This window comes from Streptomyces sp. NPDC004284 (genome assembly GCF_042874035.1).
Lineage (GTDB): Bacteria > Actinomycetota > Actinomycetes > Streptomycetales > Streptomycetaceae > Streptomyces.
On the sequence record NZ_JBIAMJ010000017.1, the window covers coordinates 81902 to 108312 of the forward strand.

The 26411-nt window shown below is 73.4% G+C and carries 25 protein-coding genes; 17 read left to right on the plus strand and 8 right to left on the minus strand.

What is annotated here, in order from left to right; translation table 11 throughout:
- Positions 1-57 precede the first annotated feature (57 nt).
- Positions 58-723 (minus strand): bifunctional DNA primase/polymerase, encoded by a 666-nt coding sequence (locus tag ACFYUS_RS31940; protein ID WP_388859971.1) that lies wholly within the window; start codon positions 721-723, stop codon positions 58-60.
- A gap of 289 nt (positions 724-1012) precedes the next feature.
- On the opposite strand from ACFYUS_RS31940, the gene ACFYUS_RS31945 reads away from it, so the two are divergent.
- A complete protein-coding gene (locus tag ACFYUS_RS31945) occupies positions 1013-2395 on the plus strand; it encodes a transcriptional regulator (protein ID WP_388859974.1) in 1383 nt (460 codons plus the stop codon).
- A gap of 174 nt (positions 2396-2569) precedes the next feature.
- Positions 2570-3994 (plus strand): hypothetical protein, encoded by a 1425-nt coding sequence (locus ACFYUS_RS31950; RefSeq protein WP_388859977.1) that lies wholly within the window; start codon positions 2570-2572, stop codon positions 3992-3994.
- A gap of 6 nt (positions 3995-4000) precedes the next feature.
- On the opposite strand, the gene ACFYUS_RS31955 is transcribed toward ACFYUS_RS31950, so the two are convergent.
- Positions 4001-5281, minus strand: a complete 1281-nt coding sequence (locus ACFYUS_RS31955) for an ABC transporter substrate-binding protein (RefSeq protein ID WP_388859980.1) — start codon at positions 5279-5281, stop codon at positions 4001-4003.
- 203 nt (positions 5282-5484) lie between these two features.
- On the opposite strand from ACFYUS_RS31955, the gene ACFYUS_RS31960 reads away from it, so the two are divergent.
- From ACFYUS_RS31960 to ACFYUS_RS31975, 4 genes are all read left to right on the plus strand, one after another.
- Positions 5485-5928 carry a hypothetical protein gene (locus tag ACFYUS_RS31960; RefSeq protein WP_388860269.1) on the plus strand — a complete coding sequence of 148 codons (444 nt, stop codon included), beginning with the start codon at positions 5485-5487 and terminating at the stop codon, positions 5926-5928.
- 59 nt (positions 5929-5987) lie between these two features.
- Positions 5988-6839: a formyltetrahydrofolate deformylase gene (gene purU, locus ACFYUS_RS31965; RefSeq protein ID WP_388859983.1), complete on the plus strand. Its 852-nt coding sequence runs from the start codon at positions 5988-5990 to the stop codon at positions 6837-6839.
- A 76-nt stretch (positions 6840-6915) separates the two neighbouring features.
- Positions 6916-7575 carry an RNA polymerase sigma factor gene (locus ACFYUS_RS31970; RefSeq protein WP_388859986.1) on the plus strand — a complete coding sequence of 220 codons (660 nt, stop codon included), beginning with the start codon at positions 6916-6918 and terminating at the stop codon, positions 7573-7575.
- Entirely contained in the window at positions 7572-8642 is a 1071-nt protein-coding gene (locus tag ACFYUS_RS31975; RefSeq protein ID WP_388859989.1) for a CU044_5270 family protein, read from the plus strand. Before ACFYUS_RS31970 ends, ACFYUS_RS31975 begins: the two co-directional genes overlap by 4 nt.
- 61 nt (positions 8643-8703) lie before the next feature.
- Here ACFYUS_RS31975 and ACFYUS_RS31980 read toward each other — a convergent pair whose 3' ends face one another.
- Positions 8704-9978: a maleylpyruvate isomerase N-terminal domain-containing protein gene (locus ACFYUS_RS31980; RefSeq protein ID WP_388859992.1), complete on the minus strand. Its 1275-nt coding sequence runs from the start codon at positions 9976-9978 to the stop codon at positions 8704-8706.
- On the minus strand, positions 9975-10526 hold the full coding sequence (locus ACFYUS_RS31985) for a sigma-70 family RNA polymerase sigma factor (protein WP_388859995.1): 552 nt from the start codon (positions 10524-10526) through the stop codon (positions 9975-9977). Before ACFYUS_RS31985 ends, ACFYUS_RS31980 begins: the two co-directional genes overlap by 4 nt.
- Before the next feature lie 194 nt (positions 10527-10720).
- Here ACFYUS_RS31985 and ACFYUS_RS31990 point away from each other — a divergent pair, with 194 nt between their 5' ends.
- Positions 10721-11098: an STAS domain-containing protein gene (locus ACFYUS_RS31990; protein WP_388859998.1), complete on the plus strand. Its 378-nt coding sequence runs from the start codon at positions 10721-10723 to the stop codon at positions 11096-11098.
- Here ACFYUS_RS31990 and ACFYUS_RS31995 read toward each other — a convergent pair.
- The gene (locus tag ACFYUS_RS31995) at positions 11067-12599 is read right to left on the minus strand and encodes a class I adenylate-forming enzyme family protein (RefSeq protein WP_388860001.1); all 1533 of its coding nucleotides are present in this window, start codon (positions 12597-12599) and stop codon (positions 11067-11069) included. The two genes, ACFYUS_RS31990 and ACFYUS_RS31995, sit on opposite strands and share 32 nt — an antisense overlap.
- A gap of 131 nt (positions 12600-12730) precedes the next feature.
- Between ACFYUS_RS31995 and ACFYUS_RS32000 the strand changes: the two genes are divergently transcribed.
- The 4 genes from ACFYUS_RS32000 to ACFYUS_RS32015 all read left to right on the plus strand — a co-directional run bounded on the left by ACFYUS_RS32000 (position 12731) and on the right by ACFYUS_RS32015 (position 16727).
- Positions 12731-13930: an amidohydrolase family protein gene (locus ACFYUS_RS32000; protein ID WP_388860004.1), complete on the plus strand. Its 1200-nt coding sequence runs from the start codon at positions 12731-12733 to the stop codon at positions 13928-13930.
- Entirely contained in the window at positions 13930-15066 is a 1137-nt protein-coding gene (locus ACFYUS_RS32005; RefSeq protein WP_388860007.1) for an acyl-CoA dehydrogenase family protein, read from the plus strand. The genes ACFYUS_RS32000 and ACFYUS_RS32005 overlap by 1 nt, the downstream gene beginning before the upstream one ends.
- A gap of 7 nt (positions 15067-15073) precedes the next feature.
- Positions 15074-15937 (plus strand): acyl-CoA dehydrogenase family protein, encoded by an 864-nt coding sequence (locus tag ACFYUS_RS32010; RefSeq protein ID WP_388860010.1) that lies wholly within the window; start codon positions 15074-15076, stop codon positions 15935-15937.
- A gap of 352 nt (positions 15938-16289) precedes the next feature.
- Complete coding sequence (locus ACFYUS_RS32015; RefSeq protein ID WP_388860013.1) at positions 16290-16727, plus strand: ATP-binding protein; 438 nt, start codon at positions 16290-16292, stop codon at positions 16725-16727.
- Positions 16728-16883: 156 nt separating this feature from the next.
- Here ACFYUS_RS32015 and ACFYUS_RS32020 read toward each other — a convergent pair whose 3' ends face one another.
- Positions 16884-17810, minus strand: coding sequence for a cyclase family protein (locus ACFYUS_RS32020; protein WP_388860016.1), 927 nt, complete (start codon positions 17808-17810; stop codon positions 16884-16886).
- Between the two features lie 101 nt (positions 17811-17911).
- Here ACFYUS_RS32020 and ACFYUS_RS32025 point away from each other — a divergent pair, with 101 nt between their 5' ends.
- The 3 genes from ACFYUS_RS32025 to ACFYUS_RS32035 are packed head-to-tail and all read left to right on the plus strand — an operon-like array spanning position 17912 to position 21164.
- Positions 17912-18844, plus strand: a complete 933-nt coding sequence (locus ACFYUS_RS32025) for an SDR family oxidoreductase (protein ID WP_388860019.1) — start codon at positions 17912-17914, stop codon at positions 18842-18844.
- Positions 18841-19890 (plus strand): Zn-dependent alcohol dehydrogenase, encoded by a 1050-nt coding sequence (locus ACFYUS_RS32030; RefSeq protein WP_388860022.1) that lies wholly within the window; start codon positions 18841-18843, stop codon positions 19888-19890. The genes ACFYUS_RS32025 and ACFYUS_RS32030 overlap by 4 nt, the downstream gene beginning before the upstream one ends.
- A 56-nt stretch (positions 19891-19946) precedes the next feature.
- Entirely contained in the window at positions 19947-21164 is a 1218-nt protein-coding gene (locus tag ACFYUS_RS32035) for an MFS transporter (RefSeq protein ID WP_388860025.1), read from the plus strand.
- A gap of 23 nt (positions 21165-21187) precedes the next feature.
- On the opposite strand, the gene ACFYUS_RS32040 is transcribed toward ACFYUS_RS32035, so the two are convergent.
- Positions 21188-22177: a GlxA family transcriptional regulator gene (locus ACFYUS_RS32040; RefSeq protein ID WP_388860028.1), complete on the minus strand. Its 990-nt coding sequence runs from the start codon at positions 22175-22177 to the stop codon at positions 21188-21190.
- Positions 22178-22235: 58 nt separating this feature from the next.
- Here ACFYUS_RS32040 and ACFYUS_RS32045 point away from each other — a divergent pair, with 58 nt between their 5' ends.
- From ACFYUS_RS32045 to ACFYUS_RS32055, 3 genes are all read left to right on the plus strand, one after another.
- Positions 22236-23513, plus strand: coding sequence for an MFS transporter (locus ACFYUS_RS32045; protein WP_388860031.1), 1278 nt, complete (start codon positions 22236-22238; stop codon positions 23511-23513).
- Between the two features lie 90 nt (positions 23514-23603).
- Positions 23604-24905, plus strand: a complete 1302-nt coding sequence (locus ACFYUS_RS32050) for an MFS transporter (RefSeq protein ID WP_388860034.1) — start codon at positions 23604-23606, stop codon at positions 24903-24905.
- 22 nt (positions 24906-24927) lie between these two features.
- A complete protein-coding gene (locus tag ACFYUS_RS32055) occupies positions 24928-25779 on the plus strand; it encodes a hypothetical protein (protein ID WP_388860037.1) in 852 nt (283 codons plus the stop codon).
- On the opposite strand, the gene ACFYUS_RS32060 is transcribed toward ACFYUS_RS32055, so the two are convergent.
- The gene (locus tag ACFYUS_RS32060) at positions 25769-26368 is read right to left on the minus strand and encodes a flavin reductase family protein (protein ID WP_388860272.1); all 600 of its coding nucleotides are present in this window, start codon (positions 26366-26368) and stop codon (positions 25769-25771) included. The two genes, ACFYUS_RS32055 and ACFYUS_RS32060, sit on opposite strands and share 11 nt — an antisense overlap.
- Positions 26369-26411 lie beyond the last annotated feature (43 nt).

Genomic DNA, 26411 nt, shown 5'->3' on the forward strand with positions numbered 1-26411 from the left:
TGGTCCCCGTCATACTTACGGGGCCACCCTACGGGCGGGGCCGACCGGGCCTTCCGGTCAGTTCGCTCGGTTCCGCGCCTCGGCCGCCTCCCGGCCGCACGCGTACGCGAGGGCGCTGATCAGCTCCTCCGCGTCCGGCAGCCAGCGGTTCGCCGGGGTGGGGCGCCGTGCCCACTGCACCGCGCCGAAGCCGCCGATCCGGGTGGGCGGGGCCGCCACGTAGTGGCCCTCGCCGCGCGTGACGAGGTCGATGGCGGCCGGGGCCCAGCCGAGCTTGCGGACGAGGTCCGGCACCTTGGTCGCGGCGCCGGGCAGCACGAAGAAGTACATGCGGCGGTCCGGGGTGCAGGTCACGGGGCCGAGCGTCAGCTCCATGCGCTCCATGCGGGCGAGCGCCAGGAAACCGGCGGTCTCCGGCACCTCGATCGCGTCGAAGGTGCGGCCGGTCGGCAGCAGGATCGAGGCCTTCGGGGTCTTGGACCACATCCGGCGCGCCCCGACGCCGCTGCCGGTCGCCTGGGTCGACCAGTCGGGCCTGACCGCGTGGGCGCCGGGCACGGCGCACGCGTCCGCGCCGCAGGAGCAGCGCTCCCTGCCCTCGACGACTTCCAGCCAGGTCCCGGGAAACACGTCCCAGTGCCGCTCTTCCGCGTACCGCACGGCGCTGTCCAGCAGCTGCTCGCCCCGCTGCTTGGGGATCTGTGCGGCTTCCGTGACTCCCATGGTCTCTTCCACGGAGAGCTCAACTCCCCCCGCCACCTGGGGTTACGGGCGCGGCGGTGGCCGTGTTGACGCATCGATCCTGCACGCGGGGCGCATGGATGCACTCGCGGGGGCGCGCGGCGGGCCGGGGAGCGGGGGTGGGTACGGAGAGGTGGGGGCGCCGGTGGCGGGGGGCTTCATCCGCGCGGCCGACGTGTCCGGTTTCGCGTGTTCACATCTGCATTGACCGGATATTTGCCGGGCATTGATCAGTTCTCTCGTGATCACCGCACGGCCTCAGGGGGTACTCATGGCAGCCAGGCCACTCGTTCCGCGTCAGCTCAACGAACGGCTCCAGGCGCTCATCCAGGAGGCCGGCTGCTCCAACGCCGGTCTCGCCCGCAGGGTCAACATGGTCGGCGCGGAGCGCGGCCTCGACCTGCGCTACGACAAGACGTCGGTGGCGCGCTGGCTGCGCGGGCAGCAGCCGCGCGGCCGGGCGCCCGGGATCATCGCGGAGGCCCTGGGCCGCAAGCTGGGCCGTACGGTCACGATCGACGAGGTCGGCATGGCCAACGGCCGGAACCTCGCCGCCGGGGTGGGCCTCCAGTTCGCGCCGACCGTGCCCGGGGCGATCGAGCAGGTCTGCGAGCTGTGGCGCAGCGACGTGGGGCGCCGGGACTTCCTGAACGGCTCGACGGTCGCGGCCTCGGCCCTCGTCGAGCCCAGCCGGGACTGGCTGATCACGGGGCCCGACCAGCACGTGGCGCGGATGGCGGGGGCCCGCGTCGGGGTCGCGGACGTGGCGGCCGTCCGGGAGATGACGGCCGCGCTCGTCGACCTCGACCGGCGCTTCGGCAGCGGCCACGTCCGGCCGGTGGTCGTGCACTACCTCAACAGCGTGGTGTCGGGGATGCTGTCCGGCTCGTACCGGGAGGCGATCGGCCGGCAGCTCTTCGCGGCGGTCGCCCGACTGACCGAGCTCGCCGGGTACATGGCGGTGGACACCGGCGAACCGGGGCTCGCGCAGCGGTACTACATCCAGGCGCTGCGGCTCGCGCAGGCGGCGGGGGACCGGGGGTACGGCGGCTATGTGCTGGCCGCGTCGATGAGCCACCTCGCCGCGCAGCTCGGCAACCCCCGGGAGATCGCCCAGTTGGCGCGGGCGGCGCAGGAGGGGGCGCGCGGGAAGGTGCCGCCGCGCGCGGAGGCGATGTTCCTGGCGGCGGAGGCGCGCGGGCACGCGCTGATGGGCGACGTGCCGGCCTTCGAGTCGGCGGCGGGCCGCGCCGTGCGGGCCCTCGACCGGGCCGATCCGGAGGCGGGCGACGACCCGGCGTGGATCGCCCACTTCGACGAGGCCTACCTCGCGGACGAACTGGCGCACTGCCACCGGGACCTGGGGCAGGCGGAGGCGGCGGCGCGGGCGGCCGAGGAGTCGATCGCCGGCCATCCGGAGTCGCGGGCGCGGCGGCGCGCGATCGGCCTCGCGCTGCTCGCCTCGGCGCAGGTCCAGCAGCGGGAGGTGGAGCAGGCCTGCCGCACGGGCACGCGGGCGCTCGAACTGCTCGGCACGCTGCGGTCGTCGCGGGGCGCGGAGTACCTGGACGATCTGCGGGAGCGCCTGGAGCCGTACGCGAGGGAGGCGGTGGTGCGGGAGTTCGGCGCGCGGATGGAGCTGTACGTGGCCTAGGGCCGAAGCCGTGCGTGGCCTGGAGCTGAAGCTGTGCGTGGCCCGGAGCCAGAGCCGTGCGTGGCCCGACCGTGTCAACCGTGTAATGGGTCTCACACGTGTGTGCGGAGGCCTGGGCGCACCCGGTAGCGTGAGCCGACGATTCCGTAGGTTGGTCCATCAGTGGGAGTCCCGGTGACGCAGAACGGACAGGGTCCGGAGCATGGCGGCGGTCAGCCGTGGGGCGGCGCCTGGGGCCCCGCAGGCGGTCAGCCGGGAGGGCAGCCGCTGCCGCCCGCGCAGCCGCTTCCCCCGGAGGCGCCGCAGGGCGCCGCCGACATGCAGTCCACCCAGTACCTGCCGCCGATACCGCCGCAGCAGGCCCCGCCGCAGCCCGGCTACGGCTACCCGGGCCCCGGAGCCGCCGACATGCAGGCGACCCAGCACATCCCGCCGGTCCCGGGCGGGATGCCGCCGGTGCAGGGGATGCCGCCGCAGCCCGGAATGCCGCCTCAGCAGGCCGCCCCGCAGCCGGGGTACGGCTACCCCGGTCCCGGCGCCCCGGCCGCCCCGCAGCCCGGCTACGGCTACCCGGGCCCCGACGCCGCCGACATGCAGGCCACGCAGCACATGGCCCCGGTGCCGCCGCAGCAGGGCGGGGGCTCCGACACCCAGTTCCTCGGCACGGGACCGCTCGCCCACCAGGGGCCCGCCGCCCCGGCCGGCGCCTCGGACGCGACCCAGTACATCGCCCCCGTACCGGCGCAGACGCCCGGTGAGCGGCAGCCGCCCGCCGAGTTCGACAGCCTCTTCCGCACGGAGGCCCCGCGGGCGCCCCAGCAGCCGCACGCGCCGCAGGGCTACCAGCAGCCGGCCCCGGCCCCGTACCAGCAGCAGCACCACCACCAGCCTCCGCAGCCCCCGCAGCAGCAGTACGGCGGCTTCCAGGACGCCTACTACGAGGACGAGCCCGAGCCGCGCCGCAAGTCGCCGGTCGCGCTGATCGCCGCCGTCGTCGTGGGCTGCGCGGTCGTCGGCCTCGGCGCCGGGGCGCTGCTCAGCGGCGGGGACGACGAGAAGGACCCCAAGGCCGGAGGCCAGAACGTCGCGGCGAGCTCCGCCGCGCCGTCCGCCTCGGCACAGCCCTCGGAGAAGCCCGCCGACCCGGCGGAGCCGCAGGCGCAGGAGCTCAGCAAGCTGCTCGCGACCAGCAGCGACAGCCGTCAGACGGTGATCGACTCCGTCGCGTCCATCGACCGCTGCAAGAACCTCGACCAGGCGGCGAACGATCTGCGGGGCGCCGCAGAGCAGCGCCGCGGGCTGATCGCCAAGCTCCAGGCGCTGTCGGTCGACAAGATCCCGGACAACGCGGCGCTGACGGCGGCCCTCACCAAGGCCTGGCAGGCCTCGGCCTCCGCCGACGACCACTACGCGGCCTGGGCCGACCAGATGAAGGGCAAGAAGGCCTGCAAGGGCGGCCACGCCCGGTCGACCGGCGAGAAGGCCGCGGCGAACCAGAAGAGCGGCGAGGCCACCGCCGCGAAGAAGACGGCGGCCGGGCTGTGGAACCCGACCGCCGCGAAGTACGGACTGGAGAAGCGGAGCTGGACGCAGCTCTGAGCGGGCCTACGGGGCGCCGAGGACGGTCTCGCCGACGTCGACGAAGCCGGGCTTCTGCGCCACGAGCCGTCCCTGGCGGACCACCTGGAACGTCACCTCGTGGTTGACGATCCGGGTGAAGCCGTGGGCGCCGAGCAGGTCGTCGTACTTCCAGCGCAGGGTGGGGGTGAGGCCGCCGGTGTCGATCCGCTCGCCCTGGTCGAGGGCGTGGCTGATCTGGTCGGCGGTGATGTCGTCCCGGTGGAGTCCCTCGACGACCTCCTTGAGGACCGTGTACGCGATCCAGGTGGTCTGGACGCCGGTGTCGGCCGGGTCGACCCGGTTGTCGGCGAACGCGTAATCCTGGATCACCTTGCGCATCGGCGCCCAGCTCTTGTCGGTCGCCTCCGGGTACCAGCCGGTGACGTACGCGCCCTCGAAGGGGCTGTGGGGGCCGCCGGTGCGGTCGATGACGGGCTGGTCGACGCTGCCGAGGACCGAGGAGATCCGGACGGCGTCCTTGTCGTGCTTCTGCTCCTGCTGCTCCGGGAGGCGGCGGAAGGAGTCGAAGAAGGTCTGGGTGCGCTCGCCGAGGACGGCGGCCACGCAGCCCTTTCCGCCGCCGGCCCGCTTGCGGGCCCGGCCGGCCTGCTGGGTGTACTCGGCGGCGTCCTCCAGGGCCGGGATGTCGATGGCGCTGCGGTGGCTGGCCCTGCGCAGGCCGGAGTTGAGGAGCTCGGGGAGCTTGTCCCCGGCGGTGGTGTCGGGGCGGACGAGGGAGACGCGCTCGCAGGAGTCGGCCAGCTGCATGCCGTGCCCGGCGACGAGCGAGGCCACCCCGCCGTTGACGGGGTAGGAGATCGGGCTGGTGAACTCGTCCTCCGCGATGCCGTAGCCGCCGATGTACGGGATGCCCGCGGCTTCCAGCGGGGCCATGAAGGCGCGGCCGTTCTGGCTGTACGAGCCGACGACGGCCACCGCGTTCTCGCGCACCGCCCGGCGGGCGCAGGCGGCGGCGCCGGCGCTGGTGTTCTGTTCGTTGCAGGTGAGGACGCGCAGCTCGTGCCCGTCGATGCCGCCCTGCGCGTTCACCCATCGGGCGTACGTCTGCGCCATGGCGGGCATTCCGGGCATGTTGGTCGCCCGGGTCTGGTCGGGAGCCCAGGTCATCACCGTGACGGGCTCCCTGGAGCCCCCCGTGGCCCCAGGGAGCACGCCACAGCCGGTGAGCAGCGACGCTCCGGCTGCCGCGGTGGTCATGTACGCGAGGAGTGGGGTCAGTCGCCTACCGGTCATGGGCATGTACATTTCCGGCCCCCGGGTAACGCGGGAGTGAGCGAGGTTCAACGAAGGGTGACGTGAAGGTGAATTACGGGGGCCGGTGACCGGATGGGGAGGGGGTGGGTCCGCTTACCGGACAAGGAACGTACGATCGAAACGTGTCCAGTCCAGCCCCCAGTCCCGCCCCCGGTTCGGTGAACTCTTCCCGTCGCGGCCGTCGCTCCTCCACCATGGGCGGCATGCCGCTCAACGACATGCCGTGGTGGCGCTGGCGCAGCAACGTGCGCTCGGCGCTGCACATGCTCTCCGACCCCGGATTCCACGAGACCACCTGGCTGACCGGCCAGGAGGGGTACGGCGACGTCACCGACGCCGTCTACCGCCTCGTCGAGGACACCTGGCTCGACAACTGGTCCGCCGAGAAGTACGTCGGCTCGATCTTCCGGGACACCGCCGAGGCCGCCCTCGTCGACGTCGCCGTCCTCCGTGTGCTGCGCATCATGCACCAGGTCGGCCCGGACGCCCCCGTCTCCGCCTACCTGGCCCACCCGGGCTGGCCCGAGGCCGTACGCGCCGCCCGCGAGGCGCACGTACGACTGTCCCAGGCCGACGGCGAGGACCCCGACACGCCCCCGCGCTCCCTCGACGTGCTCCGGATCATGACGCGGTCCTGAGCCGGTCCGCCTGACGGACGGCGGACCGCCCGGCGGGGCGTTTGTGGCAGGCTGACGGGATGACCGACCAGTACGTCCTCACCCTCTCGTGCCCGGACAAGCAGGGCATCGTGCACGCCGTGTCGAGCTATCTCTTCATCACCGGGTGCAACATCGAGGACAGTCAGCAGTTCGGGGACCGCGACACGGGTCTCTTCTTCATGCGGGTCCACTTCTCGGCCGAGGCCCCGGTGACGGTGGACAAGCTCCGGGCGAGCTTCGCCGCCGTGGGTGACTCCTTCGGCATGGACTGGCAGATCAACGGGGCCGACCAGTCGATGAGGGTCGTCCTCATGGTCTCCAGGTTCGGCCACTGCCTGAACGACCTGCTGTTCCGGTCGCGGATCGGGGCGCTGCCGGTGGAGATCGTCGCGGTGGTCTCCAATCACACGGACTTCCAGGAGCTCGTGGGCTCGTACGGGATTCCGTTCCGGCACATTCCGGTCACGAAGGACACGAAGGCCGCCGCCGAGGCGGAGCTCCTGGAGCTGGTCCGGGAACAGGACGTCGAGCTGGTCGTCCTCGCCCGCTACATGCAGGTCCTGTCGGACGACCTCTGCAAGCAGCTGTCGGGCCGGATCATCAACATCCACCACTCCTTCCTCCCGAGCTTCAAGGGCGCCAAGCCCTACCACCAGGCGCACGCGCGCGGTGTGAAGCTCATCGGCGCGACCGCGCACTACGTGACCGCGGACCTCGACGAGGGCCCGATCATCGAGCAGGAGGTCGAGCGGGTGGGGCACGAGGTGACGCCGGACCAGCTGGTGGCGATCGGCCGGGACGTCGAGTGCCAGGCGCTCGCCCGCGCCGTCAAGTGGCACGCGGAACGCCGCATCCTCCTGAACGGCCGCCGCACGGTCGTCTTCGCGTAGCCCTCCGCACCGCCGAACGCCCCGGCATGTGAGCCGGATCACCGGAACCCGGGGCGCCCGGCGGACAAGGCAGGTCGTGGACTCTTCATTGCACGCCCGGATACGCGCGGGGGACCCCGAGGCGTTCCGGGAACTCTTCCGCGACCATGCGCCCCTGGTCCATCGGCACGCCGTCCGCGTGAGCGGCGACCGGGGGCTCGCCGAGGACGTCGTCTCGCTCACCTTCCTGGAGGCGTGGCGGCTGCGCGACCGGCTCCTCGACCACGAGGCCGGCCCGCGCCCGTGGCTCATGGGCATCGCCGTCAACGTGCTGCGCAACACGCGCCGCGCCGCACGCCGCCACCAGGCGGCCCTCGCACGCCTCCCGGCCCGCGGCACCGTCCCCGACTTCGCCGACGAACTCGCCGGCCGCCTGGACGACGCCGAACAGCTCGCCGCCGTCCAGCGGGCGCTGAGGAGACTGCGCCGCGGCGAGCGCGAGGTGTTCACCCTGTGCGTCTGGTCCGGACTGGGGTACGCCGAGGCCGCCGCCGCGCTGGACGTCCCCGTCGGCACCGTGCGCTCGCGCCTCTCCCGCGCGCGTGCGCGACTGCGCGCACTCGCCGAGCACGAACTGCGGAAGAGACCTGATCCGGAGAAGAGCAGGGAACCGCTTCCGCGCCCCGGACAAGTACCGGGCGGCCGCACTCCCGCGGCCCGGTCGTACGAGCCGCACGAGGAGGAGACGTACAGATGATCCGCACGTTCTGGAAGCGGACCGAGCCCCTGGACCACGCGGAGCTCGCCCGGCTGCTGCCGGCCCCGTCGGCCCCTCCGCTGCCCGACGGCCGCCAGTCGCAGCTGGAGGAGCACCTGTTGAACGAGATCCGCACTCCCGCCCCCGCCCCCGCCGCCCCCGCGCGGCCGGTCCGGCGCGCCCTGCTGATCGGCGCCCCGGTCACCGCCGCCGCGCTCGCCGCCGTCCTCGCGGTCGGCACGCTGACCGGCGGCGGCACCGACGCACCGCCCGCGGCCGCCTCCCGGGTGGAGGCGCCGGTCGTCCCGATCGAGGAGGGCAGCACCGTCCAGCTCGCCTCGACCGTCCAGCGGATCGCCGCCGCCGCGAGCGCGCAGCGGATTCCGGAGCCGAAGCCCGGCCAGTACATCTACATCAAGAGCAAGGTCTCCTTCCTGACGTCCATGTTCAACGGCGACACCGACGAGTCCCGGACGTGGGTGCAGCCGCTGCACCAGCGCGAGGTCTGGAAGTCCCCCGACGGACGCAAGGGCTGGCTCGACGAGCCCGGCTACCAGCCCGACGGCGGGATCACCCTCGACCTGGGCGGCCAGGAAGGACTCCCGTACCTGAGCTACGACTGGGTCAAGGACCAGCCGGCCGACCCCGACCGGCTCCTCGCCGCCGTCCGCGCCACCGCCGGCGACGGCGGCTCGCGCGACCGCGACCAGCAGGCCTTCGAGGCCATCGAGGAGATCATCAACGAGCAGCTCGTCCCGGCCCCGACCGCCGCCGCGCTCTACCGCGCCGCGGCGAAGATCCCCGGCGTGTCCGTCGTCCCCCACTCCCAGGACGCCGCCGGCCGCACCGGTCTCGCCCTGGCCCGCCTGGACGAGCAGAGCGGCGAGCGCACCGAGCTGATCTTCGACCGCAAGACCTTCGTCTACCTCGGCAGCCGCGGCGTCCAGATCAAGCCGTCCGGCGAGGTCGCACCCGGCACGGTCGTCGAGCGCACCGCCGTCCTGGAGCGGGCCGTCGTCGACGCCCGGAAGGAGCGGCCCGGAAAGCGCGGGACCGGAACCGCCTGAGCGCAGACGGCGCAGGGGGCACGGGGTACGGCCGGGGCGACCGGTCGTACCCCGTACTCCGCTACAGGCGGCTCAAGGACGCCGCCGCCGACAGGACGTCCCTGATGGCCTCCCGGTCGCCGTCCTGGCCCGCCGCCGCTTCCTCCGGCGTGATGTGACCCGCCACCAGCTTGCAGAACTCCACCCCGTCCATCGCCACCTGGGCGACCGCCCGGTCCGGCGAGCCGACCGCCGCCGGGGAGTCCAGGGCGATGTACCAGTGGCCGCCGCCCGCGCCCTCCACCTCCAGGTGGAGCGAGCGGCCCGGCGCGCCCGCCGTGACGAGCTCCCTGGCGGGGCCGGCCAGGCCCGCGCGGCGGCGGTTGGCGAGGGCACCCGGCAGCAGCCGGGCCGCGAGGTCGATCATGTCGTGGAGGTGCGCGCCGCTGGGCGGTGCGTACGGATACGCCACCGCCGTCGCGATGTCGTCCGCGTGCAGCCAGCACTCGAAGGCCCGCTCCAGGAGCGAGTCCCGGAGCGGGAGGGCGAAGCACTTGTAGGTGACCGTCAGATCGGCCACGCCCCGGCCCGCGAACGCGACCGTCCGGATCAGCGTGTGCGACTGGTTCCGCCACGGCTCCCGGACGGAGCGGTTCGGCGGCCGGTCCAGGGCCGCCCAGAACGCCTCCGTCCGCTCCGTCGGGGACAGTTCCGGCACGCCCTTGCCCAGCGGGTCGTCCAGGCCGAGGGCCGCCGCCACCAGACCGTCCACCGCCAGGAGGTGGCCGATCACCGACGCGACGGTGGCCTTGCGGCGCACCAGGCCTTTCTCCTCGTACCACTTGAGCCGCACCGGCGCGTGCCACTCGGACTCGCCGATGTCCCGGAGCAGCGCGTCGAGCCGGGCGGTCTCCGCGTCGTAGGGCGTGACCCAGTCGGGGACGGGGATGCGGGCGGGGCGGCGGCCCAGGCAGGTCTCCAGGACCCGGGAGCGGAGCAGCGGGTCGAGGTCCAGGTCGCGGTCCTCGTGGAGGAGGGAGACGGCGTCGCGGAGCCGGAGGGCCTCGTCGGCGCAGGGTGCGCAGGTGGTGAGGTGGTTCTCGACGGCCGTGGTCTCGCCGGCGGAGCACGCCGAAAGCGCCCAGGCCCCGAGCAGGGACTTGAGCACGTTGTGGGTGAGGTCCGGTACCTCCGGCTCCTCCGCCTCCGCTTCCCTCTCCTCCTTCGCCGTCGGTGCCGCCGCCGGTGGTGGTGCCGGCGGTGCCGTCAGGTCCGCGTGGTCGTCGGCCGCCTTGCGCGGCCCCGGTATCCAGGGGGCGCGGGCGACGTCGTCCGGTTCGCCGGTCGCCTCGCTCACGGCGTCCGTCCGTAGCCGTTCGCGGAGGAGAGCAGCTGGAGCCCGAGCCGGAGGCGCCGGCGGGCCTCGTCCTCGGTGACGCCGAGGTCGGCGGCGGTCTGGCGGTAGTCGCGCCGCTGGAAGTACGCCAGTTCGAGCGCGGCCCGCAGGGATGCGGGCATGGACGTCACGATGTAGTCGGCGCGGGCGGCGACCCAGGCCCGGCGGACCTTCTGCTCCAGCTCCTCGGCGGAGCCGATCCCCGTCTCCGCGTACGCCGTGGCCTCGGCCTGCCGCAGCCGGTTCACGGCCTGCCGCTGGGTCAGCCGGGCGACCCAGGCGCGCATGCTGCCGTGCTTCGGGTCGTACGAGTCGGGGTTCTCCCAGACGTAGCCGAAGACCTCGCGGGTGACCTGGTCGGCCGCCGCGTCGTCGTCGAGGACCCGGTGGGCGAGGCTGTGCACGAGGGAGGCGAAACGGTCGTAGAACTCGCCGAGGGCAGCGGCCTCCCCGCGCGCCAGCCGCTGCTGCATCCTGCGGTCCCAGCGCCGTGGTGTCTCCATCGCCATGCGGCTCTCCGCCCCTTCCCGGGCACCGGATTCCCGGTCCCGGCACACCGGTTCTCCTCCAAAGTAATGCGCCGCCCCGACAACTCACGCCTGTTTGCCGCAAGTGCGCCCTTGACGTGGATCTGGATGGTAGGGAAAGCGTCACCCTCGGACCCGGGGGTTTCGGGCGGGCGTGGCGGGGCAGGCGCCCGTCCGTGACGACGATCGAGGTCGACGAGGACGAGCACGGCTCCTGGACGGTTTTCCGCGTCCGGGGGGAACTGGACCTGGTCACCTCCCCCCGGATACGCCGCCGCGTGCACGAGGCCGTGGCGGGCGGCCGCCACGACCTCGTGATCGACCTGTCCGCCGTGCGGTTCTGCGACTCCAGCGGCGTCGGCGTGCTGATCGCCTCCCGCCGGCTGCTCCGCTCCTGCGGCGGCCGGCTGCGCCTGATCCTCCCCGAGGACTCCGGCAGCCCGGACGGCCACGTCGGACGGGTCCTCTCCGCGCTCGGCGTCCGGCGCCTCTTCGACGTGTACGAGGACGTGCCGGGGGCCCTCACGGAGCCGTCGTACCGAAACGCTCCCTGAGCTTGTACTTGAGGACCTTCCGCAGGGTCTCGTTGCGGGGCAGCGCCTCCACCACCTCCAGCTGCTCCGGGAGCTTGTGGACGGAGAGCCCGGCCTCCCGCAGGAAGGCCGTGAGCTGCGGAAGGTCCAGCGGGGCGGCGCCCGGGGGCTGTTCGACGACGGCGCAGACGCGTTCGCCGCGCTCGGCGTCCGGGAGGCCTATGACGGCCGCGTCGCCCACGTCCGGGTGCGTGTGGAGGAGGTCCTCGATCTCCTTGGCCGAGATGTTCTCGCCCTTGCGGATGATGATGTCCTTGATGCGGCCGGTGAGGACGAGGTGGCCGCTCGGCGTGAGGTGCCCGACGTCGCCGGTGACGAGGAAGCCGTCCTCGTCGAAGGCGGCGGCCGTCTGCGCCGGGTCGAGGTAGCCCCGGCAGACGGCCTCGCCGCGGAGCCGGACCTCGCCGTCGCCGGTGATGCGGATCTCCATGCCGGCGGGCGGACGGCCCTCGGTCGTGGCGAGGTTCTCCTCGGTGTCGTCGGGGGCGCCCATCGTGATCATGGGGACCTCGGTCATGCCGTACCCGTGGGTGAGTTGGCAGCCCAGCTCCTTGCGCACGGCGTGGTAGACCTCGGGCGGCTTGGGCGCCCCTCCGCCCGCGAGCAGGCGGAGGGTGGGGATGACGGGCTGCCCGGGCCGCTTGCGCTGCTCGGCGAGGAACATCGAGTAGAAGGCGGTGGAGCCGCCGGCGACGGTCACGCCGTGCCGGTTGTACTCGTCGAGGGCCTCCGGCAGCGCGAACTGTTCGAACATCACGGCCGGGAACCCGTACAGCAGGAGCATCACCGTGTAGTCGGGCCCGGCGATGTGCGCGTACGGGAAGGCCATCGAGCCGACGTCCTCGGCCGTGAGGTGCAGGGCGTGGGCGAGGCAGGCGCCGCCGGCGAGGAGCGAGCGGTCGGTGTGCAGGACGCCCTTGGGGTCGGAGGTGGTCCCCGAGGTCCAGTAGATCCAGCGCACGTCGGTGCCGGACGAGGGCGGCGGGGGCAGCACGGCCGGGTCGCCGTCCGGGAGGTCCGCGTACGCCTCGAAGACCCCCCGTGCGCCGAGCCTCCTCGCCATCTCCGCATGGTCGAATCCACGCCAGATCCCGGGCACCGCGAAGAACTCCGCCCCCGACTCGCGCAGCGCGAAGCCGACCTCCTTGTCGCGGTAGAAGGGGATCACCGGGGACTGCACGGCCCCGATGCGGGCGAGCGCGAACGTGAGCACCGCGGTCTCGATGCGGGTGGGCAGCTGCCAGGCGACGACCGTGCCGGGACGCACCCCCCTCCCGTACAGCCCGGCGGCGCAGCGCTCGGCGCGCTCGCGGAGCCCGCCGAAGGTGAGGACGCGGTCGCCCTGGAGGAGGACGGGCCGGTCGGGGGTGAGGGCGGCGCGGCGCTCGACGAGCTCCCAGAGCGTGCGGGACCCGCCGAGCTGGTGTGCGGTCTCGCCGGGAGTGCGTGCGGTCTCATTCATCCCGTACTCCTCATGGCTGACGTTCCGTCAGATGGTGCGGTGAGCGTAGAGGTCCGGCGCTTGTCGGTCCAGGGGTGCGGGGCTAGCCTGATGCCGTCAGATCTGACGGGTCATCAGAAACGGGAGCCCTCATGAGCTCAGGGACGGAACTGCCCCGCATCATCAGCGTCGACGACCACGTGATCGAGCCCGCCCACCTCTTCGAGACCTGGCTCCCGAAGAAGTACCGGGACCGCGGGCCCCGGCCGCTCACGGCCGGCATCGGTGAGCTCGCCTATGTCGGCGGCAAGTACCAGATCACGATGGACCCCGAGGGGCCGCCCACCGACTGGTGGATCTACGAGGACCTCACGTTCCCGTACAAGCGCAACATCGCCGCCGTCGGCTTCGACCGCGACGACATGACCCTGGAGGGGATCACCAGGGAGGAGATGCGGCGCGGCTGCTGGGACCCGAAGGCCCGCCTCGCCGACATGGACCTCAACCACGTCGAGGCCTCCCTCTGCTTCCCGACCTTCCCCCGCTTCTGCGGGCAGACCTTCGCCGAGGCGCACGACAAGGAGGTCGCCCTCGCCTGTGTCCGCGCCTACAACGACTGGATGGTCGAGGAGTGGTGCGGGGACAGCGGCGGCCGGCTGATCCCGCTGTGCATCATCCCGCTGTGGGACATCGACCTCGCCGTCGCCGAGATCCGGCGCAACGCCGCGCGGGGGGTGAGGGCCGTGACCTTCTCCGAGATCCCCACCCACCTCGGGCTGCCGTCGATCCACTCGGGCTACTGGGACCCGTTCTTCGCCGTCTGCCAGGAGACCGGGACGGTGGTGAACATGCACATCGGCTCCAGCAGCCAGATGCCCGCCGCCTCGCCCGACGCCCCGCCCGCCGTCCAGGCCTCGCTGAGCTTCAACAACGCCATGGCCTCGATGATGGACTTCCTCTTCTCCGGGGTGCTCGTGAAGTTCCCCCGGCTGAAGCTGGCGTACAGCGAGGGGCAGATGGGCTGGATCCCGTACGCCCTCGAACGCGCCGACGACGTCTGGGAGGAGCACCGGGCGTGGGGCGGCGTGCGCGGCCTGATCCCCGAGCCCCCGTCCACGTACTACTACCGGCAGATCTACTGCTGCTTCTTCCGCGACAAGCACGGCATCGCCTCGCTCGACGTCGTCGGCCGCGACAACGCCACCTTCGAGACCGACTACCCGCACGTCGACTCGACCTTCCCGCACACCAAGGAGGTCGCCCTCGACCACGTCCAGGGCCTCGACGACGAGACGATCTACAAACTCATGCGCGGCAACGCCATCCGCATGCTCGGTCTGGACATCGTCTGATGGACCTCTCCTGCACCGACGAGGAGGAGGAGTACCGCGCCCGCCTGCGGGAATGGCTCGCCGCCACCCTGCCGGGCCTCCCCGAGCGGCCCGACCCGCTCGACTGGCCGGCCCGCCGCGCCTACGACTGCGGCTGGCAGCGCCGCCTGTACGACGCCGGGTACGCCGACACCCACTGGGACGCCTCCCCGACCCAGCGCCTCATCTTCCTGGAGGAGACCGAACTCGCCGGAGCCCCCTACGTCGGCGCCAACTTCGTCGGCCTCCTCCACGCCGGACCCACCGTCGCCGCCGAAGGCACGGAGGAACAGCGCGAACGGTGGCTGCCGCCGATCCTGCGCGGCGACGAGGTCTGGTGCCAGGGCTTCAGCGAACCGGACGCCGGGTCGGACCTCGCCTCCCTGCGGACGAAGGCCGTACGGGACGGGGACGCGTACGTCGTCACGGGCCAGAAGATCTGGACCTCGCACGCCGAGGTCGCCGACTGGTGCGAGCTGTTGGTGCGGACGGACCCGGACGCGCCGTCCAAGCACAAGGGCATCACCTGGCTCGCCATGCCCATGGACGCCCCCGGCATCACCGTACGGCCGCTGCGCACCCTCGCCGGGTCGACCGAGTTCGCCGAGGTCTTCCTCGACGAGGTGCGGGTGCCGGTCGCCAACCGGGTGGGGGAGGAGAACGACGGCTGGCGGGTCACCATGGTGACCCTGTCCTTCGAGCGCGGCACCGCCTTCGTCGGCGAGGTCGTCGCCTGCCGCCGCCTCCTCGGCGAACTCGCCCGCGCGGCCCGCAAGAACGGCACCTGGGACGACCCCGTCCTGCGCCGCCGGCTCGGCAGGCTCTCCGCCGGGTTCCAGGCGCTGTGGCGCCTCACGCAGGCCAACGTCAGCGAGGCCCAGGCCGTCGGCGGGGTCCCCGGGGCCGGCGGCTCCGTCTTCAAACTGCACTACTCGCACGCCCGCCAGGAGCTGTACGACGCGGCCGCCGCCGTCCTGGGCCCCGACGCGCTCGACCTCGGGCGCGACTGGACCCTCGACCGGCTGTCCTCGCTCTCGTACACGATCGCGGCCGGCACCTCCCAGATCCAGCGCAACATCGTCGCCGAGCGCATCCTCGGCCTGCCGAAAGGGCGGTGATCCTGTCATGGACTTCCGGCTCACGGAGGACCAGCGCGCGCTGCGGCGGGGGGTACGGGAGCTGCTCGCGCGGCTCTTCGACCGGGAGGCGCTGCGGGCGGCCGTCGACGCGCCGCCTTCCCTGGACAGGGGCCTGTGGCGGGAGCTGGGTGCCGCCGGGTTCTTCGCGCTGCGGCTCCCGGAGGAGGAGGGGGGCGTCGGGCTCGGGCTGCCCGAGGCGGTGCTCCTCTTCGAGGAGGCGGGAAGGGTGTTGCTGCCGGGGCCGCTGGTGGCGACGCATGTGGCTGCGGGAGTCGTGCCGGGTGCGGCGGACGGGTCTGTCGTGGTGACCTCTGCGGACGAGGGGCTGGTTCCCTGGCTGGACGGGGCCGATGTGGTGCTGGGCGATGTCACGGGCGCGGTGCCGGTGCGGTCGGTCGATCCGCTCACGCCGCTCCACCGGGTGCCCGGCACCGGGGGGACGGCAGAGGGGGTCTCCGTCCTCCTCACCGCCGCCGAACAGGTCGGCAGCGCTGCCGCCACCACCGGCACGGCGGTGGAGTACGCCCGTACGCGCGTGCAGTTCGGGCAGGTCATCGGGGGATTCCAGGCCGTCAAGCACCTGTGTGCCGGGATGTTGGTGCGGACCGAGCTCGCGCGGGCGGCCGTGTGGGCCGCCGCCGTCACCGGGGATCCCGTCGAGGTCGCCGGGGCCAAGCTGTTGGCCGACGAGGCGGCCGTCGGCAACGCGCGGGACTGTCTCCAGGTGCACGGGGGGATGGGGTTCACCTGGGAGGCGGAGGTGCATCTGCATCTGAAGCGGGCGTGGGTGCGGGCCGAGCTGGGGATGACGGCGGCGCGGGCCGAGGAGGTCGCGGCGGCCGCGCTGTAGCGCAGCGCGTGCGGCGGGTCACGGAACGTCGATATCGGGTTGTGTCCTTCGACGGGGCCGTCACGGCCCGGAGTCGGCCCCCGCCTCCGGTACGCTCCGTGGGATGCGAGTGCTGATTGGCCCGGATCGTCCCGGTGTCGCCCCAGGGGTGGCCCCGTGCCCGGGGATGCCCGCCGCTCGCGCCCGGCGTTCGACTACCCGCAGCGTGCGTCGCACAGTATGGACCATGCGTACTCCTTCGCGCTGGAATATGCCCGAAGCGCTTGTTGCGGTGACTGTACGTCAACCATGCTGTCCCGTAAGGGAATCACGTTCCGTAAAGGTGTGTCCGCCGGTTCGGATGGTGTGAGCGGTGCAGGTGCTTCAGGTTCAGTTGGAGGTCGGGCCGGACCCGGCAGAGGTGGGACGAGCCCGGAGGTGGGCCCGGTCGCGGCTCGCCGGTTCGGGCATAGGGGATGACGAGCCGCTCGCCGAGACGCTGGTGCTCCTCATCTCCGAGCTCGTGACCAACGCCGTGGTGCACACGGGCTGCCCGGCCGTCCTGCGGATGCTGTTCGCCGCGGGGGGCGGGGTGCGGGTCGAGGTGGCCGATGCGAGCGACCGCCCGCCGAAGCCCCGGCACGCGGAGGGCGACGACACCAACGGGCGCGGTCTGGAGCTGGTGGACGGACTCGCGGACCGGTGGGGCTGGCAGCCGGAGGCCGTCGGCAAGAGCATCTGGTGCGAGGTGGACCCGGTCGGGCCCGCGTCCACCGTGCGGTCCCTGTCGCCCGGCCGGGTGCACTGTTGACGATTCGTTCCGTTTTGCCCACCCTGGGGTGAGCGATTCGTGGCGAGCGAGGGGAGCCGAGGGCCGTGTGTCCTCGGCATGTGCGGGTCGCGGCCGGGTGGCGGCGGGCCGTGCCGTGCTCGGGGCGCGTGCGAGCGCGCCGCCGCCCGCGAAGTCCTACAGGACGGCCACCGGTGCCACCGGTGTGCCCGTGCCGCCGACGAAGGGCTCGGGCATCGCGGAGAGCAGGAAGGCGTAGCGTCCTTCCTGCGCACAGGCTGTGGACAGGCCCTCCAGATTCCAGTTCTGCCCCTGGAGCATGCCCATCTCGACCAGGTCGAGGGCGTGCACGGGCAGCCAGAGGTCCTCGATCTCGGGCGGGAAGATCTCGAAGGTGAGCGTGTCGTTGGCGACGGCCGCGACGTCGTGCGCGTGGAACCACTCCGGCGTGCGCACCGAGAGGCCCGGTGACGGGAACGCGTAGCCGTGCTTGTCCCCGGCCAGATACGCCTGGATCTGCCCGGTCCGCACGAGGACGATGTCCCCGGACCGTACGGTCACCCCGCCGAACTCCGCCGCCTCGTCGAGGTCCTCGGGGGTGACCGCGTGGTCGCCGGGCAGGCGGTCCACCCCCTTCGCCGCCGCCACGTCGAGCAGCACCCCGCGGCTGATGACGTGGCGGGCCGTGTGGATGCCGCTGAACTCGGAGCGGCCGTGCGGGGTGATGGTGGCGGCGGGGCGGCCGTTGTAGATGCGGCCCGAGTGGGAGACGTGCGTCAGGGCGTCCCAGTGGGTGCCGGCCTGGAGGCCGAGGGTCACGGCGTCGTCGCTGGTGGCGACCGTGCCGGGGCCGAAGAGCTCCTGGTTGACCTGGACCATGACGTGGAGCGGGTTGACCCGGCCCGGGATCATGCCGGTCTGCACGCCGTCCTGCCGGAGGTCCAGGGCGAGGGGGACGCGGTGGCCGGTGCGGACGGTGGCGACGGCCTCCCGTACGACCTCGTCGGTGATGAGGTTGAGCGTGCCGATCTCGTCGTCCTGGCCCCAACGGCCCCAGTTGTTGACGCGCTTGGCGATCTCGTGAAAGGCGGCGGGGAGAGACATCGGGGCCTCCGGGGTCTTGTTTTCCGGTATCTGACGGACCGTAGAATCCTGACGACGAACGAATCTAACGGACCGTCAGAAAGTGCGGGAAGGGGCCGGGCGTGGGGAACTTCTTGGCTGGCAAGGTCGTCGCCGTGACGGGAGCGGGGCGCGGCATCGGCCGCGCCGTCGCCCTCGCCTGCGCGGCGGAGGGCGCGAAGGTCGTCGTCAACGACTACGGGGTGTCGATCGAGGGCGGTGAGCCCACCTCGGAGGTCGCGGCCTCGGTCGTGAAGGAGATCGAGGCCGCGGGCGGGACGGCCGTCGCCGTCGCGGACGACATCTCCACCATGGCGGGCGGGGCGAGGGTCGTCGAGACCGCCCTCAGCTCGTACGGACGGATCGACGGGGTCGTCTGCGTCGCCGGCATCCTGCGCGAGCGGATGCTCTTCAACATGTCCGAGGAGGAGTGGGACCCGGTCGTCGCCACCCACCTGAAGGGCACCTTCACCGTCTTCCGGGCGGCCTCGGCCGTCATGCGGAGACAGGGCACCGGCACGCTCATCGGCTTCACCAGCGGCAACCACCAGGGGTCCGTCGCCCAGGCCAACTACTCGGCGGCGAAGGGCGGGATCATCTCGCTCGTGCGGTCGGCGGCCCTCGGCCTCCACAAGTACGGCGTCACCGCCAACGCGGTCGCGCCCGTGGCCCGTACCCGCATGTCCGCGAACGTCCCCATGGAGCTCAAGGAGATCGGCGAACCGGAGGACGTGGCGGCGCTCGTCGTCTACCTGCTGAGCGACCGGGCCCGGGCCGAGAAGATCACCGGCCAGGTGTACACGATCGCCGGGCCCAAGATCGCCGTCTGGGCGCAGCCCCGGGAGCTGCGGGCCGGATACGCGGAGGGCGGCGCCTGGACCCCCGAGCGCATCGCGGACTTCCTGCCCGGGACGGTGGGGACGGACCCGATGCCGATGCTGGCGATGCTGGAGGAGATGGCGAGGGCGGCCGCCGCCGGCGACCGCCCCAACACCGGCCGGGGGAGCGGATCATGAGGGGCGTCGTCTTCGACGGGAAGCAGGCCCGGGTCGTCGACGACCTGGAGGTGAGGGACCCGGGGCCGGGGGAGGTGCTCGTCGCGATCGCCGCCGCCGGGCTCTGCCACAGCGACCTGTCCGTCATCGACGGGACCATCCCCTTCCCCCCGCCCGTCGTCCTCGGCCACGAGGGCGCCGGAGTCGTCGAGGCCGTCGGCCCCGGGGTCGTCCACGTCGCCCCCGGCGACCACGTCGCCCTGTCCACCCTCGCGAACTGCGGCGCCTGCGCCGACTGCGACCGGGGCCGGCCCACCATGTGCCGGAAGGCCATCGGGATGCCGGGGCAGCCGTTCTCCCGAGGGGGGCAGCCACTCTTCCAGTTCGCGTCGAACTCGTCCTTCGCCGAGCGGACCGTCGTCAAGGCCGTCCAGGCCGTGAAGATCCCGGAGGACATCCCGCTGACCTCCGCCGCCCTCATGGGCTGCGGCGTCCTCACCGGCGTCGGAGCCGTACTGAACCGCGCGAAGGTCGGCCGCGGCGAGACCGTCGTCGTCATCGGCACCGGCGGCATCGGCCTCAACGTCCTCCAGGGCGCCCGGATCGCCGGCGCCCCGACGATCGTCGCCGTGGACACCAACCCGGAGAAGGAGGCGGTGGCCCGGCAGTTCGGGGCGACGCACTTCCTCGCCTCCACCGACGGCGTGCGGGAGATCCTGCCCACCGGCGCCGACCACGTCTTCGAATGCGTCGGCCACACCGGACTCGTCCGCACCGCGATCGACCTCCTCGACCGGCACGGCCAGGCGATCCTGCTCGGCATGACCGCGCCGAAGGCCGAGGCGAGCTTCCTGCCGGCCGCGATGTTCCTGGACAAGTCGATCCTGGGCTGCCGGTACGGCTCCTCCCGCCCCCAGAAGGACATCGCCCTCTACGCGGAGCTCTACCGCTCGGGGACCCTGCTCCTCGACGAGCTGGTGACCGCGACGTACCCCGTGGAGGAGTTCGCGCGGGCGGCGGAGGACGCGGAGCGGGGGAAGGTGGCGCGAGGAGTGCTCACGTTCTGAGCGGTGCGGGGTAATCCGCTGGGAGTCGGTACGACCAGCGGGTTACCGTCCCGGGCATGTCCTACCGCGAGCTCGCCACCCGCCCCGTCCTCGCCTGGTGCGCCGTCACCGTCACCAGCCGGCTGCCCGTCGCCATGGCGCCGCTCGCACTCGTCTTCCTCGTGCGCGAGCGGCCCGGCGGCTACACGCTCGGGGCGGTCCTCGCCGCCGCGTACGTCCTCGGGGAGATCGTCGCCGCGCCCGTCCTCGGCATGCGGCTGAACGCCGAACGGGCCCGGCCGCAGCTCGCCGCCGGACTCGCCGTCGGCACCGCCGGGTTCGCCGGGCTCGGGCTCGCGCCCGGCGCCCACCCCGTCGTCCTCGCCTCCCTCGCGTTCCTCGCGGGCGCGGGCCCGGCCGCCGTCCCCGGCGGGCAGCGGGCCCTGCTCACCAGCCTCGTCCCCGAGCGGGCCGTCACCCAGGCCATGAGCATGGAGTCGATGCTGACCTTCGGGATCTGGGCGGCCGCGCCCGCGCTCACCACGGGCCTGGCGCTCGCCGCCGCCCCCGCCGCCCCACTGCTGCTCCAGGGCGCCCTCATGGGGATCGCGGTCGCCGGACTGTGGACGCTGCCCGCCGGCTGGCGGAAGGCGGCCGAGGAGGACGGGGCCTCCGTACGGCGGGCGCTGCTGCGCGCCTGGCCGGTGTACGTCCTCGGGGCCGCCGGCCTCACCCTGCTCGCCCTCGCCGAACTGATCCTGCCCGCCCTCCTGGAGCAGCGCGGGATCGACCTCGGCTGGGCCGGGCCGCTGCTCGCCGGCTTCTCCATCGGCTCGGCGGTCGGCGCGTTCCTCTACGGCCTCCGGGGCCGCTGGCCCGGCCCGCTGGCCGTGCAGTCCCTCGTCCTCGTCCTCGCGGTGGCCGCCGGGGTCGCCCTCGTCGCCGTCCTGCCCTGGACGGCGGCGATCGCCGCCGCCCTGGTCGCCGCCGGCCTCGTCCAGGCCCCGGCCAGCCTCACCCGGAACCTCGCCCTGCGCGAACTCCTGCCCCCGGGCGCGCTCGCCGCCGGCTACTCGGTCATGTACGCGGCCGTGGGCGCCGGTTACGCGGCCAGCGGCACCCTCGCCGGCGGTCTGCTCGAGGTCGTCGCCCCGTCGACGGCGATCCTCTGCGGGGTGGGCCTGACGGTGCTGCTCACGGTGGTGGGGGCGGTGGGGGAGCGGCGGCTGACCCGGCGTACGCCTGCTCCCCGGGCGGAGGCCGCGGAGGCGGAGACGGCCGCAGAGGTCGCTTAGGGCGTGCGGGGCGCCCGGGCTCCTCAGCCGGAGGCCGTCCCCGTCGACGCGCGGAAGGTCCGGCGGTAGGACGTCGGGGTCACCCCGATCGCGGCCATCAGGTGCACCCGCAGCGACTGGGCCGTGCCGAAGCCCGCGTCCTGGGCGACCCGGTCGACGGGGAGGCCGGTGGACTCCAGGAGGTGGCGGGCGCGTTCGACGCGCTGCTGGGTGAGCCACTGGCCGGGGCTGATGCCGACCTCGTCGCGGAAGCGGCGGGTGAAGGTCCGTACGCTCATCGCCTCCTGCTCCGCGAGGTCCCGCAGCTGGATCGGCTCGTGGAGGTGGGCGAGCGCCCAGGCCCGCGCGGCGGTCGTGGTGTGGGTGCCGGTCTCCGGCAGGGGCCGATCGATGTACTGGGCCTGGCCGCCGTCCCGGTGCGGGGGCACGACCGTGCTCCGGGCCACCGCGTTGGCGACGGCCGTGCCGTGGTCGCGGCGCACGATGTGCAGGCACAGGTCGATCCCGGCGGCGACGCCCGCGGAGGTGAGGACGTCGCCGTCGTCCACGTACAGCACGTCGGCGTCGACCCGGATCTTCGGGAAGAGGCGCTGGAAGTGCTCGGCGTGCGCCCAGTGGGTGGTGGCCGGGCGTCCGTCGAGGAAGCCGGCGGCGGCGAGGACGTACCCGCCGGTGCAGATGGAGACGAGGCGCGTGCCGGGCCGGATGTGCGCGAGCGCGGCGGCCAGCTCCCCGGGGAGCCTGCCCTCCTCGTGGATCGGCCCGAGCTCGTACGAGGCGGGCACGACGACCGTGTCGGCGCCGGCGAGCGCCTCCGGGCCGTGCTCGACGTGGATCGCGAAGTCGGCGTCCGTCCGCGCCGGCCCGGCGGCCGGGGCGCAGGTCACGATCTCGTACAGCGGCCGGCCCGCCGGGTCCTTCGCGCGGCCGAAGATGCGGTGCGGGATGCCCAGCTCGAAGGGGAGGAGGCCGGGCAGGGCGAGAACGGCGACGCGGTGCGGCGACGACGGCACGGGCGGTGCTCCCTCCGTAATTGAGTGGTGGTCCAGACCATAGGGCTGGTACGAGTACGTGTCCGTGACGGACAACACGTACAAGTCTGAGGCCGCCGGGCGGATTCCCGCCCCGGTCGCGCCGCCCGTACAGCAGCCGCCCGCGCCGCCCGCGCTGTGGAACCGTAACTTCCGGCTCTTCTTCGTCGCCCGGGGCGTCGCCGTCTTCGGCGAGGGCATGGTCCCGGTCGCCTTCGCCGCCGGACTCCTCGGAGCCGGCCACCCCGGCTCCACCGTCGGCTACGCGCTCGGCGGCTGGACCGCCGCCTTCGCGGTCTTCGTGCTCTTCGGCGGCGTCCTCGCCGACCGCTTCACCGCCCGCCGCATGATGATCCTCGCCGACCTCCTGCGGCTCCCCGGCGCCGCCGTCCTCGCCGTCTCCTTCACCCTCGGCAGCCCGCCGCTCTGGGCCGTCTACGCCCTCTCCGTGCTCAGCGGGATCGGCGCCGCCCTCTTCCAGCCGGGCGTCGCCTCCACCATCCCCCGCATCGCCCCCGACGTGCAGCGCGCCAACGCCGTCCTGCGGGTCGTCGAGGCCCTCATGACCATGGCGGGACCGGCCGCCGCCGGCCTGCTCGTCGCGGTGTGGAGCGCGGGGGCGGCCTTCGCGGTCAACGGCACCACGTTCGCGGTCAGCGCCGTCTGCTTCCTCCTGATACGCCTCACCCCGATCCCCTCCGACACCGCGCGGCGCGACTCTCTCGGCGCCGAACTCGTCGGCGGCTGGCGGGAGTTCCGCTCCCGCAGCTGGCTCTGGGGTGTCATCTCCATCTGGACCGTGTACGGACTGACCGTCGCCGGACCCATGGTCCCGCTCACCGCGAGCCTGGTCACCGAGGACCACGGCTCGGCCGCGTACGGCGTGCTCATGGCCGTCAACGGCGCCGGCAGCGCCGTCGGCGGCCTCCTCGCGATCCGGCTGCGCCCGCGCCGCCCCCTCGCGGCGGGCGCGGTGGCGCTCACGGGCCTCCCCGTGAACCTGTTCCTGCTCGGCACGGGCGCCCCGGTGGCGCTCCTCGGCGCGGGCCAGTTCATCGGCGGGGCGGCCTTCGCCTTCTGGCTGGTGATGTGGTCCACCTCGGTCCAGACGCACGTGCCGCAGGAGGCCCTGAACCGGATGCACGCGTACGACGTGGCCGGCTCGCTCCTGATGATGGGCGTCGGCCGCACCCTGTCGGGCCCGGTGGCGGCGGCGGTCGGCACGGAGACGGTGCTGCTCACGGGGGCGGGGATCGCGGTGCTCGTGGTGGCGGCGCTGCTGACCGTACGCCCGATCAGGACGCTGCCGCGCGTGTAGAGGGCACGGAGAGGGTGTGTCCCGATCCGTTGGAACTTTGTCATTCGGGCCAATGGTGGGGGGTGGGGGCGGGCCGGGATGCTCGGTGGCATGGCCCAGACAACCGAGACCCGCCCCCGTACGCCCGAGAAGCCGCCCCGCCCCCGCATCCACCGCGCCTGGTTCGTCGCGGCGGTCACCTTCGTCACGATCATCGGTGCCGCGGCCTTCGCCTCCCTGCCGGGACTCCTCATCGACCCCCTGCACGAGGAGTTCCACTGGTCGCGGGGGACGATCGGCTTCGCCGTCTCGGTGAACCTCGCCCTCTACGGCCTGACGGCGCCGTTCGCCGCGGCGCTGATGGACCGCTTCGGCATCCGCAAGGTGGTGGCGGTGGCCCTGACGATCATCTCGGCGGGCTCGCTCCTCACCGTCTGGATGACCGCCGCCTGGCAGCTCGTCCTCTACTGGGGCATCCTCGTCGGCCTCGGCAGCGGCTCCATGGCCCTCGCCTTCGCCGCGACGGTCACGAACCGCTGGTTCGTCGCGAGGCGCGGCCTGGTCACCGGCATCCTCACCGCCGCCGGCGCCTCCGGCCAGCTGATCTTCCTGCCCCTGCTGAGCCGGCTGGTCGAACACCACGGCTGGCGCCCCGCCGCCGTGACGGTCTCCCTGGCCGCCCTCGCCGTCGTCCCCTTCGTCTGGCTCCTCCTCCGCGACCACCCGGCGGACGTCCGCCTCGCCCCGTACGGCGGGGAGTACGCCGACAAGCCCGCCCCGGTCACCGGCGCGGCGCGGCGCGCGACCACCGTCCTCCTCCGCGCGGCCCGCACGGGCCCGTTCTGGCTCCTGGCCGGCTCCTTCGCGATCTGCGGCGCCTCCACGAACGGCCTGGTCAAGACCCACTTCGTCCCGGCGGCCCACGACCACGGCATGCCGGTGACGGCCGCGGCGGGCCTCCTCGCGGTCGTCGGTGTCTTCGACGTCGTCGGCACGATCGCCTCGGGCTGGTTCACCGACCGCTTCTCCCCGCGCCGCCTGCTCGCCGTCTACTACGCGCTGAGGGGAGTCTCGTTGCTGTTCCTCCCCATGCTCCTGGCGCCCTCCGTCCACCCCCCGATGCTCTTCTTCATCGTCTTCTACGGCCTCGACTGGGTCGCCACGGTCCCCCCGACGATCGCCCTCTGCCGCGAGCACTACGGCGACGACTCCGCCATCGTCTTCGGCTGGGTCCTCGCCTCCCACCAGATCGGCGCGGCCGCCGTCGCCTTCGCCGGCGGCGTCGCCCGCGACGTCTTCGGCACGTACGACGTCGTCTGGTACGCCTCGGGCGCCCTGTGCGCGGCGGCGGCCCTGATGGCGCTGGTCATCAGCCGACCCCGGACGGAGATGCCGTCCCTGGCGGGAGCATGATGACCGTCGGGGGGTGATCGCGATGAGCGGTCCTGACGTGGGGCGTACGTATGCCCGGATGCTGAGGGTGTCGGCACTGGCGCTGCTGCTGGAGGCGGCGCTCGCCCTGGTGGTGGTCCTGGTGGCCGACTCGACCGAGGCGCCGGACCCGGCCGAGGACACCGTGAGCCCGTTCGCGGTGGTGCTGGTGCCGATCCTCGGGGTGTTCGGCGTGGTCGTCGCGCTCGCGGTGTCCGCGATGGTCGTCCTTCCCGCGATCGGCGCCGGCGAGAGCCTGGCGCGCCGCTCCGGGGGCCGGCCCGCGTGGTGGCAACTGGGCCTCGCGGCCGCCGTGGGGCTCCTCGCCGCCCCCTTGGGGGGCTGGCGGGGCTGGGCCGTGACAGCAGCGGCGGCGGCCGGGGCGATCCTCCTCGCCCGCCACGCGCGGAGGGGCTTCTTCGTCTCCCTGCTCCTGTGGGGCACGCTCGCCGTGCTGAGCGTCGGCACCCTCGGCGGCATCGCCCTGTACACGGGCGTCATCGAGCCGTACGAGCGGCCACGTCCGACCGCCCAGGCCCTCGTCGGCACCTGGACCGACGGCCGGGACGCGCGGCTGACCCTCGCCGCGGACGGCAGGGCCACGGCCGCCGGGATCACGTACGGCGAGTGGGACGGTTCCCGCGAGGCGTCGAAGGACTGCGGCGGCCAGGGCACATGGCGGCTCAAGAGCCACCCGGACGGCTGGGCCGACGAGGTCGAGGTCACCCTGCCGGACTGCCCGTGGTCGACCTGGGCGGTCGGCGGTACGGACGCCGCGCTCGCGCTCGGTCAGAACCTCGGCGACGAGGGCGACGACCCCTACGTCCTGCGCAGACTCCCCGCCCCTACCCGCTGAACCGCCCGAACCGCCCCCGGTGGAACAGCAGCGGCTCCCCTTCACCGTCCTCCGCGCCCAGGGACTCCACCCGCCCCACCACGATCAGATGGTCGCCGCCCGTGTGGACCGCGGTGATCGTGCAGTCGACCCAGGCGGGCGCGCCGGCCAGACGCGGGGAGCCCGTGACCGGGGCCGGGACCCACTCCACGCCCGCGAACTTGTCGGCGCCGCTCACGGCGAACGACCGGCACAGGCCGCCCTGGTCGGCGCCGAGGATGTTGACGCAGAAGGTCCCGGCCGCCGCGATCCGGGGCCAGGTCGTCGACGTCCGGGCGACCATGAAGACGACCAGGGGCGGGTCGAGGGAGAGGGAGGCGAAGGACTGGCAGGCGAAGCCCGTCGGTCCGTCCGCGTCGAGGGCCGTCATGACCGTGACCCCGCTGGCGAAGTGCCCGAGGACACGGCGGAACTCGCCGGGGTCGACGGGGGCCCGCTCGTCGTCCCCGACCGCGCGCAGCGCCGGCCGGGGCAGTGGTTCGACGGCCGTCGGTGAACCGGCCGCTCTCAGGTGTCGGACGGCGGTGGCCGCCATCCCCGCGTGTCCCATCACACCGCCATTGAACCTGACGGTGCGTCAGATAGGAACCCTT

Excerpts from the sequence above, each read along its gene's own strand:
- ACFYUS_RS31940 (WP_388859971.1), bottom strand. The coding sequence starts at position 723 with ATGGGAGTCACGGAAGCCGCACAGATCCCCAAGCAGCGGGGCGAGCAG.
- ACFYUS_RS31945 (WP_388859974.1), top strand. The coding sequence starts at position 1,013 with ATGGCAGCCAGGCCACTCGTTCCGCGTCAGCTCAACGAACGGCTCCAG.
- ACFYUS_RS31955 (WP_388859980.1), bottom strand. The coding sequence starts at position 5,281 with ATGTACATGCCCATGACCGGTAGGCGACTGACCCCACTCCTCGCGTAC.
- ACFYUS_RS31960 (WP_388860269.1), top strand. The coding sequence starts at position 5,485 with ATGGGCGGCATGCCGCTCAACGACATGCCGTGGTGGCGCTGGCGCAGC.
- purU (WP_388859983.1), top strand. The coding sequence starts at position 5,988 with ATGACCGACCAGTACGTCCTCACCCTCTCGTGCCCGGACAAGCAGGGC.
- ACFYUS_RS31975 (WP_388859989.1), top strand. The coding sequence starts at position 7,572 with ATGATCCGCACGTTCTGGAAGCGGACCGAGCCCCTGGACCACGCGGAG.
- ACFYUS_RS31985 (WP_388859995.1), bottom strand. The coding sequence starts at position 10,526 with ATGGCGATGGAGACACCACGGCGCTGGGACCGCAGGATGCAGCAGCGG.
- ACFYUS_RS31995 (WP_388860001.1), bottom strand. The coding sequence starts at position 12,599 with ATGAATGAGACCGCACGCACTCCCGGCGAGACCGCACACCAGCTCGGC.
- ACFYUS_RS32000 (WP_388860004.1), top strand. The coding sequence starts at position 12,731 with ATGAGCTCAGGGACGGAACTGCCCCGCATCATCAGCGTCGACGACCAC.
- ACFYUS_RS32005 (WP_388860007.1), top strand. The coding sequence starts at position 13,930 with ATGGACCTCTCCTGCACCGACGAGGAGGAGGAGTACCGCGCCCGCCTG.
- ACFYUS_RS32010 (WP_388860010.1), top strand. The coding sequence starts at position 15,074 with ATGGACTTCCGGCTCACGGAGGACCAGCGCGCGCTGCGGCGGGGGGTA.
- ACFYUS_RS32020 (WP_388860016.1), bottom strand. The coding sequence starts at position 17,810 with ATGTCTCTCCCCGCCGCCTTTCACGAGATCGCCAAGCGCGTCAACAAC.
- ACFYUS_RS32030 (WP_388860022.1), top strand. The coding sequence starts at position 18,841 with ATGAGGGGCGTCGTCTTCGACGGGAAGCAGGCCCGGGTCGTCGACGAC.
- ACFYUS_RS32035 (WP_388860025.1), top strand. The coding sequence starts at position 19,947 with ATGTCCTACCGCGAGCTCGCCACCCGCCCCGTCCTCGCCTGGTGCGCC.
- ACFYUS_RS32050 (WP_388860034.1), top strand. The coding sequence starts at position 23,604 with ATGGCCCAGACAACCGAGACCCGCCCCCGTACGCCCGAGAAGCCGCCC.
- ACFYUS_RS32055 (WP_388860037.1), top strand. The coding sequence starts at position 24,928 with ATGAGCGGTCCTGACGTGGGGCGTACGTATGCCCGGATGCTGAGGGTG.
- ACFYUS_RS32060 (WP_388860272.1), bottom strand. The coding sequence starts at position 26,368 with ATGGGACACGCGGGGATGGCGGCCACCGCCGTCCGACACCTGAGAGCG.